This window comes from Nocardioides ganghwensis (genome assembly GCF_014779655.1).
GTDB classification, from domain to species: Bacteria; Actinomycetota; Actinomycetes; order Propionibacteriales; family Nocardioidaceae; genus Nocardioides; species Nocardioides ganghwensis.
This window is the reverse complement of the sequence record NZ_JACXYX010000007.1, coordinates 109,018-125,268: the sequence shown is the minus strand read 5'-3', so window position 1 is coordinate 125,268 and position 16,251 is coordinate 109,018. Positions and strand designations below refer to the sequence as shown.

Below are 16,251 nucleotides of genomic sequence, written 5' to 3'. Positions count from 1 at the left end.
TAGGTAGGACTACGGATGCTGGGCAGCACCGTCTCGCGGGATCCTTCTCGTACGCCGGGGCGACGGGACTGCACGAGGGGATGGTCTCGCAGCCGACCGGCCGCCTGTCGGAGCAGGCCGCACATCGTCGGGGGTCGATGGGCGGCCTGCTCTCGCAGGTTCGGAGCCGCTGTCCGCGGCCCTTCCGTCTTGCCGCCGCTGCGTACTCTGGCTCCATGGAACTCGTCCTCGTGCTGGTCGTCCTCGGCGGGCTGACGGCGGTCGCGATAGCCGCCGGGAAGTCGGGCAAGAAGCGCGAGCTCGCCCGCGTCGAGGCCGAGGTCGCCCCGGTGAAGAAGCTCGCCGAGGAGGACGTCACCGCCCTCGGCGTCGAGCTGCAGGACCTCGACATCGAGCTGGCCGGCGAGCCCCTCGACGCCGGCGCCAACGCCGACTACCAGCGGGCTCTCGACTCCTACGAGTCGGCCAAGACCGCGGCTGCGGCGCTGAAGCGCCCGGAGGAGGTCAGGCACGTCACCGAGATCCTCGAGGACGGCCGTTACGCGATGGCATGCGTACGCGCCCGGGTGGCGGGCGAGCTCCTGCCGCAGCGACGCCCGCCGTGCTTCTTCGACCCGCGCCACGGCCTGTCGGTCGCCGACGTGCCGTGGACGCCGCCGGGCGGTGCTCCGCGCGACGTGCCCGCGTGCGCGCTCGACGTGGAGCGGGTGCGGGCCGGTGCCGAGCCCGACATCCGCAAGGTCATGGTGGGCTCGCGGCGGGTGCCCTACTGGCAGGGCGGCCGCGCCTACCAGCCCTACGCCCAGGGCTACTTCGGTGGCTTCGGTCCGATGGACTGGATGTTCATGGGCATGCTCTTCGGTGGTGGCTTCGACGGCATCGGCGAGGGGATCGGGGCGATCGGCGAGGGCATCGGTGACATGTTCGGCGGTATCGGCGACGGCATCGGCGACCTGTTCGACGGCTTCGACTTCTGAGCGTCGTCGGGCCCCGCGCGCGCCGCCCGGTCGTGCTGCGGCAGGATGACGACGTGAGCCTGCACCGCACCGAGCTCGGCGAGTCCGGGCAGCGCGTCGTCTTCTGCCACGGACTCTTCGGCCAGGGCAAGAACTGGACGCAGGCCGGCAAGGCGCTCAGCGCCGACCACCGCGTGCTGCTCCTCGACATGCCCAACCACGGCCGCTCACCGTGGACCGAGACCTTCGACTACCTCGAGCTGGCCGACCTGGTCGCCGCCGAGCTGGGCGACGAGCCGGTCGCCCTTGTCGGGCACTCGATGGGCGGCAAGATCGCGATGTGCCTGGCCCTGCGGCACCCCGAGCTCGTCGAGCGGCTGGCCGTCGTCGACGTGGCGCCCGTGACCTACGAGAGCGGGCGGGAGTTCGTCGGCTACATCGACACGATGCGGTCGCTCGACCTCGCCAACCTGGAGCGACGCGACCAGGCGGAGGCAGCGCTGCGCGACGCGGTGCCGAACCGGGTGGTGCGCAGCTTCCTGCTGCAGAACCTGCGGCGCGGGGACGACGGCTGGCACTGGCAGCTCAACCTCGACCTGCTCGGCGAGCACATGGCCGAGCTGGTGGGCTGGCCCGGCGACGAGCTCGGCGACGCGACCTACGACGGCCCGGTGCTCTGGGTCGGCGGTGCCCGGTCGGACTACATCTCCGACGAGCACGCGGCCGAGATGGACCGCAGGTTCCCGCGCAACCGGCGGGTCCTGATCAAGGACGCCGGGCACTGGGTGCACTCGGAGCAGCCGGAGGTCTTCCTCGAGGTGATGCGGCGCTTCCTCGCCTGACCGCCTGGCGACCTGGCCGACCTGGGCGGCCCGGGCGAACCGGCCGGCGCAGCTCAGGCCCGCTGGCGGGCCCGGTAGGCGGCGACGGCCTCGCGGTTGCCGCAGGTGGTCGAGCAGTAGCGTCGCGAGCGGTTGCGGGACAGGTCGAGCACCACGTCGTCGCAGTCGTCGGCCGCGCAGCGTGCCAGTCGCGACATCTCGTCGGCGCGGATGACGTCGACCATCGCCATCGCCGTCTCGACCACGACGCGCTCGTCGAGCGGACGGTCGGGGTCGACGGCGTGCAGGTGCCAGTCCCACTGGTCGTGGCGCTGGAGCTGGGGGAGCGCCTGGGCCTGCGCCAGCATCGCGTTGACCAGCCCGGCCGCCTCGTCACGGTCGGCGAGCAGCAGCGCCTTCAGCGACGGGCGCAGCCGGCGTACGGCCTCGAGCTCCTGCGGCGTCGCGTCGTGGCGACCGGTGTAGGACCAGGAGGTGAGGAAGGCTGACAGGTCGTCGACGGATCCGAGCGGGTCGCCGGGCTCGTCGGTGGAGTTGACGAGGGCGACCGCAGCCTGGAGCGCCGCGTCCGTGTCATCCGTGAAAAGCATGTTGACACATTACATCAGCCCCGCTTACGGTCATGACCGTGACGGCTTTGACTCATGACACCCGATCCTCGCGGACGGCCGCGGGGCTGGTGCTCGCGGTGGCGTCGGCGACCTCGTTCGGACTGTCCGGCGCCCTCGCCCGCGGCCTGCTCGACACGGGATGGAGCGCCGGCGCGGCAGTGACCGTACGGGTGCTCCTCGCCGCAGCGGTCCTCGTCGTGCCCGGCGCGCTGGCGCTGCGCGGTCGCTGGCACCTCCTGCGCGACAACGCGGGCCTCGTCACCGTCTACGGCATCGCTGCCGTCGCGGGGGCGCAGCTGTGCTACTTCTACGCGGTCACCTACATGCAGGTCAGCGTCGCGCTGCTGCTCGAGTACACCGCTCCCGTCGCCGTGGTCGTCTGGCTGTGGCTGCGGCACGGCCACCGCCCGTCACGGCTCACCGTGCTGGGCGGGCTGATCGCCCTGGGCGGCCTCGTGCTCGTGCTCGACGTCGTCTCGGGAGCCGAGCTCAGCACGCCCGGCGTGCTGTGGGCGCTCGGCGCGATGGTGGGCGCCGCCACCTACTTCGTGATCTCCGCCGACGAGGGCAACGGCCTGCCGGGCATCAGCCTCGCCGCAGGCGGCCTGGTGGTGGGAGGCACCGTCCTGGTGGTGGCCGGTGGCACGGGCCTGCTGCCCTTCGACTGGTCCACCGACGACGCCGTCTACGACGGGTTCGCGGTGCCCTGGTGGGTCGCCGTGGTCGCGCTCGGACTCGTCACCGCGGCCCTCGCCTATGTCACCGGCATCGCGGCCGGCCGTCGGCTCGGCAGCCGGCTGGCGTCGTTCGTCGCCCTCGGTGAGGTGCTCGCCGCCGTGCTGTGGACGTGGGCGCTCCTCGGGGAGCTGCCGCGCCCGGTCCAGCTCGCTGGCGGCCTGCTCGTGCTCGCGGGCGTCGTCGTGGTCAAGCTGGGTGAGGGCCGTGTGCCGCTCGTGGTGGAGCCCCTGCCCGAGCCGGAGCCCGACGCGGAGTCGCTCAGCGGGCGTCCTGCCGCTTGAGGAACACCTCGCGGTGCAGCAGCAGCAGGGCTGCTGCGACCGGCACGGCGAGCAGGGCACCGATGATGCCCAGCAGCGAGCCGCCGACGAGCGCGGCGACCACGGTGACCGACCCCGGGATGTCCACCGACTTCTTCATGATGCGCGGGTAGATGAGGTAGGACTCCAGCTGCTGGTAGGCGACGTAGTAGACCAGCGCCACCAACGCGACCGTCGGCGAGACCGTGAGGCCGAGGAGCGTCATCAGCGCCCCGGAGATGAACGCACCCACGACCGGGATCAGCGAGAACAGGCCGACGACGAAGGCGAGGGCGAAGGCGTAGTCGCCGAGCCCGACGATGAACGAGAACGCCAGCGTGCTCAGTCCCGCGAACAGGGCGACGACGAACGCACCCGCGACGTAGGCGCCCGTCGAGCGGATGATCTTGTCGCCGAGCTCGCTGACCCGGGGCCGCTTCGAGGCGGGGGCGAGGGAGTAGGCGGCGTGCTTGATGCTCGGCAGCGAGGCGAGGAAGTAGATCATCAGCACGACCACGATCAGGCTGTTGGCCAGGGCGGAGAGCACCCGGAGGCCGACACCGAGCGCCCCGCCGAAGACCCGCTGGCCGAAGTCGCCGTTCTGGATGTAGTCGCGGGCCTTCGCGATGACGTCGTACTTGGCGTCGAGCCTCTGCACCTGCGAGTTGCTCTGGAGGTCGTCGAGCCAGCCCGGGGCGTTGCGGGTGATGGCGGTGATCTGCTCGCTGATCACCGGGGCGATGGCGACGACGAAGAGCGCGAGCACCCCGATCACGACGACGAGGACCAGGAGGACGGCGAGCCCGCGGCGCATGCCGCGGCGCATGAAGGACTCCACGACCGGGTTGAGGCCGATCGCGAGGAACATCGACATCACCAGCAGGATCAGCACCGAGGAGATGCTCAGCAGCTGCTGGCTCAGGAAGATCGCGATGAGGGCGCCCAGGGCGCCGAAGAACCCGATGTTGAAGGGGGAGTGGCGCAGCAGCAGGGGGGCGGGGGCTGACGCGGCCGGGACGTACGGCGCGGGTGTGGCCTCGTCGACCACGAGGTCGGTGGCGTCGTCGATCCGCTCGGCGATGTCGGCGGCCGAGCGCGCGGACTCCTCCGCGGAGTCGGCCGCGGCCTCGGCGCGGTCGGCGTCGCCGTTGACCTGCTCGACGACCTCCTCGAGCGCCTGGGGGAGCTCGGCGGGGGAGTCGGCGGCCTGGCGCAGCGCCGCGGTCGCGTCCGGGGGACCGGTGTCACCGGAACCGGCGTCACCGGGGGCAAGGACCCCGCGGAGCCGGTCGCGCCAGCTCAGGACTCGTCCTCGTCGAAACCGGCGACGACGTCGCGCAGTGCGCCGAGCTGGGCGGTGATGGCGTCGCGGCGCCGGGCGGCGCGGTCGACCTCGGCCTGGATGTTGGCGAGCTCGCGCTCGGCCTCGGCGACGCGGGTCGCGCCGATCGAGTCCGCCTGGGTGCGCGCCGACGCGACGATCTGCTCGGCCTCGCGACGGGCCCGGGCGAGCAGGCCCTCGGACTCCGACTGCGCCTGCTGGCGGTGGGTGTTGGCCTGGGTGGTCGCCTCGCGTGCCCGCTGCTCGGCGGCGGTGGCACGGGCCTCGGCCTCCGCGACGAGCCGCTGGGTCTCCGCGGTGGCGTTGCTGTGGTGCTCGGCGGCCTCGCGGGTCAGGCGCTCCTTCTCCACCGCGAGCGTGCGCCTGGCCTCCTGCACCTCGCGGTCGGCGGCAGCGCGGGCCTGCTCGGCCTCGCGGGTCGCCGTCACGCGCATCTCGTTGGTCTCCTGCTGCGCGGCCAGGCGGATCTGGTCGGACTCGCGACGCGCGGCGGCGAGCAGGTCCTCGGCCTCGGCCTTGGCCAGGCTGCGCTCGGTCTCGGCGTCGGCGGTCATCCGCGCGCGCATCTCGTCCAGCTCCTTGAGCTGCACCATCCGCATGTCGTCGGCCTCGCGGGCGGCGTCGGCGCGGATGCTGTGGGCGTCGCGCTCGGCCTGGGCGCGGATCTCGTCGGCCTCCCGTCGCGCGGCGGTGCGCACGTCGGCGGCCTCGTCCTCGGCCAGCTTGAGCATCGACGTCGCGCGACCGCCCAGCCCGGCGTACGTCGGGTTGGCGTTCTCGGCGGCCTCGGCACGCAGCCGCTCGAGCTCGTCCTCCAGCTCGATGACGCGCTGCTCGCTGCTGGCGAGGCTGCTGGCCAGGCCGGACTTCTCGGACTGGAGCTGCCCGACCCGCTGGTCGACGGCGGCCTTGTCGTAGCCGCCGCGACGCACGACCGGCAGTGGGGCCGCCGCAGGAGCGGAGGGCGTCACGGGCGGGGTGGCGGGGCTCGAAGCAGGCGCGGCCGGGCGCTGGGCGACCGGGCTCGGCGTCGGGGCCGGGCGCTGTGCCGGCGGCGGGATGACCGGCGCCTTCACGGTCGGCTCGGGCTCCGCGGCCGCCGGCTTCTGGGCCACCGGCTTCTGGGCCGCCGCCTTGTCGCCGGCGGGGCGTGGTTCGTCCTTCGGGGTCACGGGCAGCACCTGCGTCTCCTCCGCGGCGTTGTCGGCGCTCTTCGCGCCGTCGCCGGACTCCGGCTCGTCGAAGATGGACAGGCCCTGGTCGGAAGCCATGCTGCGGCACCCACTCTCACGTCGTACGGACTGCGTCGGTGCCAGTCTGTCCGATGCCGAGCAATTGACACACCCCGGCTCGCGGACGACTCCCGTCGGAGTCGCGCGAACCGGGGTGTGAAAGATCTCAGGCCCTGGTGGAACCTCGCTCAGACGCCGCGGAACCGGTTGATGGCGTCCTCGTGCTGGGCGCGCATCTCGTGGTCGAGGACGCCGAGGCCCTCCTCGGGGGCCAGGCACAGGACGCCGACCTTGCCCTGGTGGGCGTTGTGGTGGACGTCGAGCGAGGCCTGGCCGACCTCCTCGAGGGTGTAGGTCCTCGACAGGGTGGGGTGGATCTTGCCCTTGGCGATGAGGCGGTTGGCCTCCCACGACTCGCGGTAGTTGGCGAAGTGGCTGGAGATGATGCGCTTGAGGTTCATCCACAGGTAGCGGTTGTCGTACTCGTGCATGTAGCCCGAGGTCGACGCGCAGGTGGTGATGGTCCCGCCCTTGCGGGTGACGAACACCGAGGCGCCGAAGGTCTCACGGCCGGGGTGCTCGAAGACGATGTCGATGTCCTCGCCGCCCGTGAGCTCGCGGATGCGGGCGCCGAAGCGCTTCCACTCCTTGGGGTCCTGCTGGGTGCCCTCGTCGTTCCAGAACTTGTAGCCCTCCTCGGAGCGGTTGATGATCAGCTCCGCTCCCATGCTGCGCGCGATCGCGGCCTTCTCCTCGTTGGAGACCACGCACACCGGGGTCGCGCCGCCGTTGAGGGCGTACTGCGTCGCGAAGCCGCCCAGGCCGCCCGAGGCGCCCCAGATGAGGACGTTGTCGCCCTGCTTCATGTCGCCGCCGTTCTTGGAGACGAGCTGGCGGTAGGCCGTGCAGTTGACGAGCCCGGGGGAGGCGGCCTCCTCCCAGGTGAGGTGCTCGGGCTTGGGCATCAGCTGGTTGGCCTTGACCATCGCGACGTCGGCCAGGCCGCCGAAGTTGGTCTCGAAGCCCCAGATCCGCTGCTCGGTGTCGAGCATCGTGTCGTTGTGGCCGTCGGGACCCTCGAGCTCGACCGAGAGGCAGTGGGCCACGACGCGGTCGCCGGGCTTCCAGTTGGTGACGCCGGGGCCGGTCTTGAGCACCACGCCGGACAGGTCGGAGCCGACGACGTGGTAGGGCAGGTCGTGGCGCTTGGTGAGCTCGGAGTTGCGGCCGTAGCGCTCGAGGAAGCCGAAGGTGGAGACCGGCTCGAAGATCGAGGTCCACACCGTGTTGTAGTTGATCGCGCTGGCCATGACGGCGACGAACGCCTCGCCGGGGCCGAGCTCGGGGAGGGCGACCTCGTCGACGTGGAGGGACTTGCGGGGGTCCTTGTCCTTCGAGGCCAACCCCTCGAACATGTCCACCTCGTCCTTCTTGACGAAGGCCGCGCGGTAGGACTCGGGGAGCTCGAGGCTGGCGAAGTCCTCCGAGGTGGCGCTGCCGGACTGGATCGCTTCGAGGATGTTCTGCACGTGCTGGCTCCTGGGGCATCGGGGGCGTCGGGGCTCGGGTGCGTGAAAGGTACCGACGGGTATATGCCGTGTCACCCGAGTGTGACCTATGCCGCGCCCCCATGGTCCGTACGGGCTCGTTGGATCGATCCAGCCGGTCCGGAGCGGGTGCTGCTGGGGTGGCGAGGGGGTCAGTCGCGGTCGCGGAAGGCGGCCACGAGCTGGCCCTCGGCGGCGGCCAGGTAGGCGTCGAGCCGGTCCGCGGCTCCCTGCCGGTCTCCCGAGGTGAGCAGTCCCGCGATGGCGGCGTTCTCCTCCAGGTAGGGCCGGTGGAACCGCTCGGGTGCGCCCATCTGGTGGAAGAACAGGCGCATCTCGGCGAGGAGCAGGTCCATCTGGGCGTCGAGGCGCGGGCTGCCCGCCAACGAGACGACGGCGCGGTGGAAGTGCTGGTTGGCCGACGCGACCCCGTCCCAGTCGCCGCGCTCGCCCGCCTCGCGACCCTCGGTCACGGCCGCGGCCACGGCCGCGATGCGCTCGGGGGTGTGGCCGGTGCCGCGTGCGAGGGCGGCGGGCTCGACGAGGCGCCGTACGCGGTAGACGTCCTCGACGTCCACGACCGCCGGCGTCGCGACGACGACGCCCCGGTTGGGCTCGCGCACCAGGATCCGCTCGGCGACCAGCTGGCTCAGGGCCTCGCGCAGGGTGTTGCGGGAGACGCCCAGGGCGCCGGCGAGGCGCTCCTCGGGGAGGCGGGTGCCCGAGCGGAGGTGGCCCTCCACGACCTGCTCGCGCACCACGCGGGCCGCGCGATCCGCGGAGGTGCTCATGACCGTACGCTCCGCCCGCCGCGCGGCGAGGACCTCGTCGAGCACGGCGTCGAGTGCGCTTCGTCCGTCACCCGTGGGGCTCGCGGGGTCAGTGGTGCCCATGTGCCGCAGCGTAGTAGATCCGTCCCGATGGGGGTATTGAAGAATTGTTCAACAATCCTTAGTGTCCCGGTATGACCCAGCACACACCAGCCGACACCCCCGCCGGAAGCCAGCCCGCCGGAAGCCAGCCCGCCGGGGCGTCCGGGTTCAGCCGTACGGCGGTGATGGGCGCCGTGTTCCTGATGGCCACGAGCGCCATCGGGCCCGGCTTCATCACCCAGACGGCGAACTTCACGATCACCCTGGGCGCAGCCTTCGCCTGCGCGATCGTCATCTCGATCGTGGTCGACATCGCGGTGCAGATGAACGTGTGGCGGGTCATCGGCGTCTCCGGCCTGCGGGCCCACCAGCTCGGCAACGCCGTGCTGCCGGGCGTCGGCTTCCTGCTCGCCGGGCTGGTGTTCCTCGGCGGCGTGGTCTTCAACATCGGCAACATCGCGGGCGCCGGTCTCGGCGTGAACGCCATGCTGGGCCTCGACCCCCGCATCGGCGGCGCGGCGTCGGCCGCCCTCGCGGTGGGCATCTTCCTGAGCCGCCGCGCCGGTGTCGCGCTGGACCGGATCGTGGTGCTCCTCGGCCTGCTGATGATCGTGGCGACCCTGGCGATCGCCGTGACCTCCTCGCCGCCGGTCGGCGAGGCGCTGGTGAGCGTCGTGCGCCCCGACACCTTCGACTTCGTGGCCACCACCACGATCATCGGCGGCACCGTCGGCGGCTACATCACCTACGCCGGCGCCCACCGCCTGCTCGACTCAGGGTTGACCGGGCCCGAGCACGTCGGCGACATCACCCGCAGCTCGGTCGTGTCCATCCTCGTGACCGGCCTGATGCGGATCCTGCTCTTCCTCGCGATCCTGGGCGTCGTCGCCGGCGGCGCCGTGCTCTCGCAGGACGCGGTCGGCGGGCCTGCAGGCGCCGCCTTCAGCGCCGCGGCGGGCGAGGCCGGCCTGCGCGTGTTCGGTGTCATCCTCTGGTCGGCCGCGCTCACGTCGGTCATCGGCGCGGCGTACACGTCCGTGTCGTTCGTGACCACGTCGGCGACGGCCGAGCGCACCCGCAGCCTGATCACGGTCGCCTTCATCGCCTTCTGCGCGGTGGTCTACCTGATCATCGAGCAGGCGCCCACCCAGCTGCTGATCTTCGCCGGAACCTTCAACGGGCTGATCCTCCCGATCGGTTTCGGGGTGCTGCTGTGGGTGGCGTGGCGCCGCCGCGACCTGCTCCACGGGTACCGCTACCCGGGGTGGCTCCTGGCCGTCGGCGCGATCGCCTGGCTCCTCACGCTCTACCTCGGCTACAACGCGCTCCTGCTGCTGGGTGACCTGTGAGCGCCCCGCGGATCGACCTCAACAGCGACGTCGGCGAGTCGTTCGGACGCTGGGAGCTCGGTGACGACGAGCGGGTGCTGCAGGTCGTCACCAGCGCCAACGTGGCCTGCGGGTTCCACGCCGGCGACGCCTCGACCCTGCGGCAGTGCTGCGAGACCGCGACGCGACACGGGGTGGTCGTCGGGGCTCAGGTGGGCTACCGGGACCTCGCCGGCTTCGGTCGACGGTTCGTCGACTACGACCCCGTCGAGCTCGCGGACGACGTGACCTACCAGATCGGTGCGCTCGAGGCGCTCGCCCGCGTGGCCGGTACCCGGGTCGCCTACGTCAAGCCGCACGGTGCGCTCTACAACGCGACCGTGCACCACGACGCGCAGGCGCGGGCGGTCGTCGCGGCGGTGCGGGCGTACGACCCGTCGCTGCCCGTCCTCGGGCTGCCCGGGTCCCGGCTGCTGGCGGCGGCGGAGGAGGCGGGCCTGCGCACGGTCCGCGAGGCGTTCGCCGACCGGGCCTACACCTCCGAGGGGACGCTCGTGCCGCGTACGGAGCCGTGGTCGGTGCTGTCCGACCCCGACGAGGTCGCGGCCCGGGTGGTGCGCCTGGTGACCGAGGGCACCCTCGTGGCGGCGGACGGCTCGGTCGTGCGGGTGGAGGCCGACTCGGTCTGCGTCCACGGCGACAGCCCCGGTGCCGTGGCGATGGCCGCGGCGGTCCGCGACGCGCTCGCCGCGCAGGGCGTCGAGCTGGGCGCGTTCGCATGACGACTCCGCGGGTCGAGCTGCTGCCCTACGGCGACCGGGCGGTGCTGGTCGAGCTCGGCTCGACGGCGGAGGCCGTGGCGTACGCGTCCGCGCTGCGCGCCAGCCGATCGGCGGCGGTCGGCGAGATCGTCCCCGCCGCGCGCACGGTCCTCGTGGTGGCGAGCGACGGCGTCGCGGTCGCGGACCTCCGGCAGGTGCTCGCGGACGTCTCACCGGAGCCGGACGCCGCGGCCCGGGACGACAGCCCGCTGGTGGAGGTCCCCGTCACCTACGACGGGGACGACCTCGCGGACGTCGCGGAGCTGACGGGCCTCTCGGTCGACGACGTCGTCGCCGCCCACACGGGCCAGACGTGGCGGGTCGCCTTCGGCGGCTTCGCCCCCGGGTTCGGCTACCTGCTCGGCGAGGACGAGCGCCTGCACGTGCCCCGGCGCGCGGAGGCCCGGACGCGCGTGCCGGCCGGAGCGGTCGGGCTGGCGGGGGAGTACTCCGGCATCTACCCGCGCCCCTCGCCCGGCGGCTGGCAGCTCATCGGGCGCACCGACGTCACCTTGTGGGACCTCGAGCGCGACCCGGCCGCCCTGCTCTCACCGGGCGTACGGGTCCGGTTCGTGCAGGTGACGTCGTGACCCGGGCGCTGCGCGTGCACGCGACCGGACCGCTGGCGCTGGTGCAGGACCTCGGTCGGCGCGGGCTGTCCGGCGTGGGGGTCGGCCGCTCGGGTGCGGCCGACCGGGGTGCCCTGCGGCAGGTCAACCGCGCACTGGCCAACTCCGACGACGCCGCGGCGGTCGAGGTCACCTACGGCGGCCTGGAGGTCGCGGTGCTCGACGAGGGCCTGTGGTGCTGCGTCACCGGTGCGCCCTGCCCGGTGCGCGTCGACGGACGCGACGTCGGCTCGCACGCGGTCTTCTTCGCCGAGCCGGGCGCCCGTGTCGTGCTGGACCGCCCGGCCGCCGGCCTGCGGTCCTACCTCGGCGTACGCGGTGGCGTGGCAGCCGAGCAGGTGCTCGGGTCCCGCGCCAGTGACGTGCTGTCCGGCCTCGGGCCGGCGGCGCTCTCGGCCGGCGACGTGCTGCCGGTCGGCACCCCGGGTGACCGGTTCCCCGAGGTCGACTCGGTCGCCGCGCCCGATCTCGCCGGCGAGGCGGTCCTGCGCGCCGTGCGCGGCCCGCGTGACGGGTGGGTCGACGACGTCGACGCGCTCGTGGCGAGCACGTGGGCGGTGACCGAGCGGAGCAACCGGGTCGGCATGCGCCTCGGCGGGCACGCCCTGCGTCCGGCCCGCCCCCAGGAGCTGCCCAGCGAGGGCGCCTGGCGGGGCGCCGTGCAGGTGCCGCCGAGCGGGGAGCCGGTGCTGTTCCTCGCCGACCACCCGGTGACCGGCGGCTATCCGGTGGTGGCGGTCGTCGTCGACGCCGACGTCGACCGCGCCGCACAGCTGCGCCCGGGGGACCCCGTGCGCTTCCGATGGATCGAGGCCCCATGACCGTCCACCCGACCGACGACCACGCCCCGGACCGTGCCGGGCTCGCGCCCCGCGCGGCCAGGCAGCTCTTCCGTGAGGGGCTGGTGACCCCGACGGCCGGATGGAGCCGCGGCTGGACCCAGGCCAACCTGATGGTGCTGCCGCGCGACCTGGCCCTCGACTTCCTGGTCTTCGCCCAGCGCAACCCCAAGCCGTGTCCCGTGCTCGACGTCCTCGAGGCGGGCGAGGTGTCCGGCCCCCTGCTCGACGGGGACGTCCGCACCGACCTGCCCGCCTACCGCGTCTACGTCGACGGCGAGCTCGCCGAGGAGACGACCGACGTCTCGGGGTGGTGGCGCGAGGACCTGGTGTCGTTCCTCGTCGGGTGCAGCTTCACCTTCGAGTCCGCACTGGTCGAGGGCGGGGTGCCGGTGCGGCACGTGGAGCAGGGCGTCAACGTCCCGATGTACATGACCAGCCGGCGGTGCCGACCGGCGGGGGCGATCTCCGGTCCTCTCGTGGTGTCGATGCGGCCGGTGCCGGCCGAGCAGGTCGCCGACGCCGTACGCATCACCTCGCGCTATCCCGCCGTGCACGGGGCGCCCGTGCACGTGGGCGACCCGGCGGCGCTCGGCATCGCCGACCTCTCCCGGCCCGACTTCGGCGACCCGGTCGACGTACGACCCGGCGAGGTGCCCGTCTTCTGGGCGTGCGGGGTGACCCCGCAGGCGGCGGTCATGGAGTCGCGCCCGCCGCTGGCCATCGCGCACGCGCCGGGCCACATGCTCGTCACCGACGCGCGCGACAGCGACTACCTCGTGCCGTGACCCGTCCGGCTCAACCGGCTCAATGGGTGGCTGCGGCGGGCTCGACGAGCTCCACCAGCACGCCGCCGGCGTCCTTGGGGTGGATGAAGTTGACCCGGCTGTCCGACGTGCCGCGCTTCGGGGCGTCGTAGAGCAGGCGCAGCCCGCGCTCGCGCAGGACGTCCGCGACGTGCTCCACGTCGTCGACGCGGAAGGCGAGCTGCTGGATGCCCTGGCCGTTGCGGTCGAGGAACTTCGCGATCGTGGACTCCGGGGTGAGGGGTGCCAGGAGCTGGATGCACGAGCCGGAGTCGCCGACCCCGACCATCGCCTCTCGCACGCCCTGCTCCTCGTTGACCTCCTCGTGGAGGACCTGCATGCCGTACGCGTCGCGGTAGAACGCCATCGCCTCGTCGAGGTCGGGCACGGCGATGCCGACGTGGTCGATGGCGGTGAACAGGTGCCGGACGTCGTCCGGGAGGTCGGGGGAGCTCATGGGCACATCGTGCACTCCGGCGCCGGGGGGCCGCGAGGGGGTGTGACGTGTGCCTCACGACGGCCGGGGCGCACACCCTGCCGGTGGAGGCGTCCGCATGGGTATCGTCCAAAGGAGCAGCACCCACACCCGCACGCCTGGAGGACTCTCATGACCGGTTCCGTCATCGTCGCAGGGGCTCGCACCCCGATCGGCCGCCTGCTCGGCGGCCTCAAGGACCAGTCGGCCGCCGACCTCGGCGGCGTCGCCATCAAGGGCGCCCTGGAGAAGGCCGGCGTGACCGGCGACCAGGTCGACTACGTGATCATGGGTCAGGTCATCCAGGCCGGCGCCGGCCAGATCACCGCCCGCCAGGCCGCGGTCAAGGGCGGCATCCCGATGAGCGTCCCCTCGATCACGATCAACAAGGTGTGCCTCTCGGGCATCAACGCGATCGCGATGGCCGACCAGCTGATCCGCGCGGGCGAGCACGAGGTCGTCGTCGCCGGCGGCATGGAGTCGATGACCCAGGCCCCCCACCTGCTCCCGAAGAGCCGCGAGGGCTTCAAGTACGGCGACACCTCGCTCGTCGACTCGATGGCCTACGACGCGCTCTACGACCAGTTCACCCACCAGGCGATGATCAACCTGACCGACGGCTGCAACGCCGCCGGCGCCAACCTCACCCGCGAGGAGCAGGACGCGTTCGCGGCGCAGTCGCACCAGCGTGCGGCGCTGGCCTGGAAGAACGGCGTCTTCGACGACGAGGTCGTCCCGGTGACCATCCCCAGCCGCAAGGGCGACATCACCGTCGCCGAGGACGAGGGCGTGCGCGGCGACACCACCGCCGAGTCCCTGTCCGGCCTGCGACCCGTGGCCAAGGACGGCAGCATCACCGCCGGGTCCGCCTCGCAGATCTCCGACGGGGCCTGCGCCGTGGTCGTGATGAGCAAGGCGAAGGCCGAGGAGCTCGGCCTGAGCTGGATCGCCGAGATCGGCGCCTCCGGCCAGGTCGCCGGCCCCGACTCCTCGCTGCAGCTCCAGCCCGCCAACGCGATCGCCAAGGCCGCGGAGAAGGAGGGCATCGCGATCTCCGACATCGACCTCTTCGAGCTCAACGAGGCCTTCGCCGCCGTGGGCATCGAGTCGGCCCGGCAGCTCGGCGTCAGCGAGGACAAGGTCAACGTCAACGGCGGGGCGATCGCGCTCGGCCACCCGGTCGGCATGTCCGGTGCCCGCATCGTGCTGCACCTCGCGCTGGAGCTCCAGCGGCGCGGCGGCGGCGTCGGCGCGGCCGCCCTGTGCGGCGGCGGAGGCCAGGGCGACGCCCTGATCATCCGCGTCCCCTCGGCGTGAGGATGGCGTGAGCCACGGCGCTGCGGGTGCGGCGAGGCGCGTGCGCGGGCGGGGTGCCGACGCGGTCCCCGACCTCGTCGCGCGCGCCCGTGAGGGCGACCCGGCGGCCGTGGCCCGGCTGATCACGCTCGTCGAGACCGCGTCGCCGCTCCTTCGGGAGGTGATGGCCGCCCTGCGGGGCACCGCCGGCCGCGCGCACGTGCTCGGCATCACCGGCGCCCCGGGCGTCGGCAAGTCGACGTCCACGAGCGCCCTCGTCACCGGCATGCGCCGCGCGGGCAAGCGTGTCGGCGTGCTGGCGATCGACCCGTCGTCCCCGTTCTCCGGAGGCGCGTTGCTCGGCGACCGCGTACGCATGGGCGACCACGCCCTCGACCGCGAGGTGTTCATCCGCTCCATGGGGGCCCGCGGGCACCTCGGGGGCCTGGCCTGGTCGACCCCGCACGCGGTGCGCGTGCTCGACGCCGCCGGCTGCGACGTGGTGATCGTGGAGACCGTCGGGGTGGGACAGAGCGAGGTTGAGGTCGCGGGCCTCGCCGACACGACGCTGGTGCTGCTCGCGCCCGGCATGGGCGACGGCATCCAGGCCGCCAAGGCCGGGATCCTGGAGATCGGCGACGTCTACGCCGTCAACAAGTCCGACCGCGAGGGTGCGGACCGGACCCGGCGTGAGCTGCGCACGATGCTCGGCATGGGGGAGCGCCGCGACGGGGCGTGGCGACCACCCGTTTTGCAGACCGTGGCCAGCGCGGGGGAGGGCATCGACCGCCTGCTGGAGGAGCTGGACAGGCACGCCGCGTGGCTCGAGGAGTCGGGCGAGCTCGCGCGCCGGCGTACGCTCCGCGCGCGCGGGGAGGTCGAGGCGGTCGCGCTCGCCGCCCTGCAGGAGCGGTGGGGGACCGCGGGCTCCGGCGTCGACCTCGACGCCCTCGCCGCGCGGGTGGCCAGCGGGGACGTGGACCCGTACGCCGCCGCCGACGAGCTGCTGGACGGGCTACCGGGTCGCGACTGAGAGCGCGGCGCGGATGTCCTCGGCGAGCCGGCGCGTCCACGCCTCGAGCACCTGGATGCTGACGCCCTGCGCGGTCACGGACAGCAGGTGCCCCCCGCCCGCGGGCACCGATGCGATCACGGTGTGCCGCAGGCCCAGGGTCAGCTCGACGGTCTCCACCGGCGCCGGACCGTCGGGCACCGTGTCGGGGATGCGTGCGCCGAAGACCGCCCGGTCCTGACGGGCGACGCGTGCCACGTCGGACCCGGCGAGGCCGTGCACCGCCACCGGGTCGCCGCCCGCGGTGGCGAGGAGCGCCGTCGAGGGACCGTCGATCGCGCCGAGGACCTCGACGAGGGAGGCCCACAGGTGGTGCACGGGCGAGTCGGTGGCCGGCGCGCGGCCGAGGAGCTGCTCGCGACGCCGCCGGGTGGCGCGTGCGGACCAGGATGCGCCACTCCGGGTGGAGGGCGGGGAGATGAGTTCGGCGGTCAAGGGGACGTCCTTCCTGGCGACGAGGGAGCGACCGACCCGAGACGGCGCCGAGACCCTGTGGATCTCTCGTTGATTCCGTGTAGGGGAAATGTAACTGGACCAGACCGGCCT

17 protein-coding genes are annotated in these 16,251 nt (G+C 73.0%); 10 read left to right on the top strand and 7 right to left on the bottom strand.

Features of this window, described 5'->3' with window-relative positions:
- Positions 1-215: 215 nt before the first annotated feature.
- Together IEZ24_RS10345 and IEZ24_RS10340 are read left to right on the top strand one after the other, a co-directional pair.
- Positions 216-977, top strand: a complete 762-nt coding sequence (locus IEZ24_RS10345) for a hypothetical protein (RefSeq protein ID WP_129453575.1) — start codon at positions 216-218, stop codon at positions 975-977.
- 53 nt (positions 978-1,030) lie between these two features.
- Positions 1,031-1,798, top strand: coding sequence for an alpha/beta fold hydrolase (locus IEZ24_RS10340; protein WP_129453574.1), 768 nt, complete (start codon positions 1,031-1,033; stop codon positions 1,796-1,798).
- A gap of 53 nt (positions 1,799-1,851) precedes the next feature.
- On the opposite strand, the gene IEZ24_RS10335 is transcribed toward IEZ24_RS10340, so the two are convergent.
- Positions 1,852-2,388 (bottom strand): CGNR zinc finger domain-containing protein, encoded by a 537-nt coding sequence (locus tag IEZ24_RS10335; protein WP_129453573.1) that lies wholly within the window; start codon positions 2,386-2,388, stop codon positions 1,852-1,854.
- Between the two features lie 38 nt (positions 2,389-2,426).
- Between IEZ24_RS10335 and IEZ24_RS10330 the strand changes: the two genes are divergently transcribed.
- A complete protein-coding gene (locus tag IEZ24_RS10330; RefSeq protein ID WP_242498381.1) occupies positions 2,427-3,428 on the top strand; it encodes an EamA family transporter in 1,002 nt (333 codons plus the stop codon).
- Here IEZ24_RS10330 and IEZ24_RS10325 read toward each other — a convergent pair.
- From IEZ24_RS10325 to IEZ24_RS10310, 4 genes are all read right to left on the bottom strand, one after another.
- Positions 3,406-4,494 carry an AI-2E family transporter gene (locus tag IEZ24_RS10325; RefSeq protein ID WP_165355968.1) on the bottom strand — a complete coding sequence of 363 codons (1,089 nt, stop codon included), beginning with the start codon at positions 4,492-4,494 and terminating at the stop codon, positions 3,406-3,408. The genes IEZ24_RS10330 and IEZ24_RS10325 overlap by 23 nt on opposite strands.
- 251 nt (positions 4,495-4,745) lie before the next feature.
- Positions 4,746-6,059: a coiled-coil domain-containing protein gene (locus IEZ24_RS10320; protein WP_129453571.1), complete on the bottom strand. Its 1,314-nt coding sequence runs from the start codon at positions 6,057-6,059 to the stop codon at positions 4,746-4,748.
- Between the two features lie 149 nt (positions 6,060-6,208).
- Positions 6,209-7,549, bottom strand: coding sequence for a crotonyl-CoA carboxylase/reductase (ccrA, locus tag IEZ24_RS10315; protein ID WP_129453570.1), 1,341 nt, complete (start codon positions 7,547-7,549; stop codon positions 6,209-6,211).
- 170 nt (positions 7,550-7,719) lie between these two features.
- Positions 7,720-8,460, bottom strand: a complete 741-nt coding sequence (locus IEZ24_RS10310) for a GntR family transcriptional regulator (protein ID WP_165355967.1) — start codon at positions 8,458-8,460, stop codon at positions 7,720-7,722.
- 71 nt (positions 8,461-8,531) lie between these two features.
- Between IEZ24_RS10310 and IEZ24_RS10305 the strand changes: the two genes are divergently transcribed.
- From IEZ24_RS10305 to IEZ24_RS10285, 5 genes are read left to right on the top strand one after another with little or no spacing between them, the layout of a single operon-like run.
- On the top strand, positions 8,532-9,788 hold the full coding sequence (locus IEZ24_RS10305) for an NRAMP family divalent metal transporter (protein WP_129453569.1): 1,257 nt from the start codon (positions 8,532-8,534) through the stop codon (positions 9,786-9,788).
- Positions 9,785-10,549, top strand: a complete 765-nt coding sequence (locus IEZ24_RS10300; protein WP_129453568.1) for a LamB/YcsF family protein — start codon at positions 9,785-9,787, stop codon at positions 10,547-10,549. The genes IEZ24_RS10305 and IEZ24_RS10300 overlap by 4 nt, the downstream gene beginning before the upstream one ends.
- Positions 10,546-11,178, top strand: a complete 633-nt coding sequence (locus IEZ24_RS10295; protein WP_129453567.1) for a 5-oxoprolinase subunit B family protein — start codon at positions 10,546-10,548, stop codon at positions 11,176-11,178. The genes IEZ24_RS10300 and IEZ24_RS10295 overlap by 4 nt, the downstream gene beginning before the upstream one ends.
- Positions 11,175-12,038, top strand: coding sequence for a 5-oxoprolinase subunit C family protein (locus tag IEZ24_RS10290; protein ID WP_129453566.1), 864 nt, complete (start codon positions 11,175-11,177; stop codon positions 12,036-12,038). The genes IEZ24_RS10295 and IEZ24_RS10290 overlap by 4 nt, the downstream gene beginning before the upstream one ends.
- Positions 12,035-12,844: a putative hydro-lyase gene (locus IEZ24_RS10285; RefSeq protein WP_129453565.1), complete on the top strand. Its 810-nt coding sequence runs from the start codon at positions 12,035-12,037 to the stop codon at positions 12,842-12,844. Before IEZ24_RS10290 ends, IEZ24_RS10285 begins: the two co-directional genes overlap by 4 nt.
- A gap of 19 nt (positions 12,845-12,863) precedes the next feature.
- Here the strand turns inward: IEZ24_RS10285 and mce are convergent, their stop codons facing one another.
- A complete protein-coding gene (mce, locus tag IEZ24_RS10280) occupies positions 12,864-13,319 on the bottom strand; it encodes a methylmalonyl-CoA epimerase (protein ID WP_129453564.1) in 456 nt (151 codons plus the stop codon).
- 150 nt (positions 13,320-13,469) lie between these two features.
- Between mce and IEZ24_RS10275 the strand changes: the two genes are divergently transcribed.
- The gene (locus IEZ24_RS10275; protein ID WP_129453563.1) at positions 13,470-14,654 is read left to right on the top strand and encodes an acetyl-CoA C-acetyltransferase; all 1,185 of its coding nucleotides are present in this window, start codon (positions 13,470-13,472) and stop codon (positions 14,652-14,654) included.
- Positions 14,655-14,661: 7 nt separating this feature from the next.
- Positions 14,662-15,666: a methylmalonyl Co-A mutase-associated GTPase MeaB gene (gene meaB, locus IEZ24_RS10270; protein ID WP_242498380.1), complete on the top strand. Its 1,005-nt coding sequence runs from the start codon at positions 14,662-14,664 to the stop codon at positions 15,664-15,666.
- Here meaB and IEZ24_RS10265 read toward each other — a convergent pair.
- Complete coding sequence (locus IEZ24_RS10265; RefSeq protein ID WP_129453562.1) at positions 15,649-16,140, bottom strand: hypothetical protein; 492 nt, start codon at positions 16,138-16,140, stop codon at positions 15,649-15,651. The two genes, meaB and IEZ24_RS10265, sit on opposite strands and share 18 nt — an antisense overlap.
- Positions 16,141-16,251: the final 111 nt, after the last annotated feature.

Bases quoted from the DNA above. Each gene is read 5' to 3' on its own strand.
- IEZ24_RS10295 (WP_129453567.1), top strand. From the start codon at position 10,546: ATGACGACTCCGCGGGTCGAGCTGCTGCCCTACGGCGACCGGGCGGTG.
- IEZ24_RS10305 (WP_129453569.1), top strand. From the start codon at position 8,532: ATGACCCAGCACACACCAGCCGACACCCCCGCCGGAAGCCAGCCCGCC.
- IEZ24_RS10275 (WP_129453563.1), top strand. From the start codon at position 13,470: ATGACCGGTTCCGTCATCGTCGCAGGGGCTCGCACCCCGATCGGCCGC.
- IEZ24_RS10335 (WP_129453573.1), bottom strand. From the start codon at position 2,388: ATGCTTTTCACGGATGACACGGACGCGGCGCTCCAGGCTGCGGTCGCC.
- IEZ24_RS10345 (WP_129453575.1), top strand. From the start codon at position 216: ATGGAACTCGTCCTCGTGCTGGTCGTCCTCGGCGGGCTGACGGCGGTC.
- mce (WP_129453564.1), bottom strand. From the start codon at position 13,319: ATGAGCTCCCCCGACCTCCCGGACGACGTCCGGCACCTGTTCACCGCC.
- IEZ24_RS10310 (WP_165355967.1), bottom strand. From the start codon at position 8,460: ATGGGCACCACTGACCCCGCGAGCCCCACGGGTGACGGACGAAGCGCA.
- IEZ24_RS10285 (WP_129453565.1), top strand. From the start codon at position 12,035: ATGACCGTCCACCCGACCGACGACCACGCCCCGGACCGTGCCGGGCTC.
- IEZ24_RS10320 (WP_129453571.1), bottom strand. From the start codon at position 6,059: ATGGCTTCCGACCAGGGCCTGTCCATCTTCGACGAGCCGGAGTCCGGC.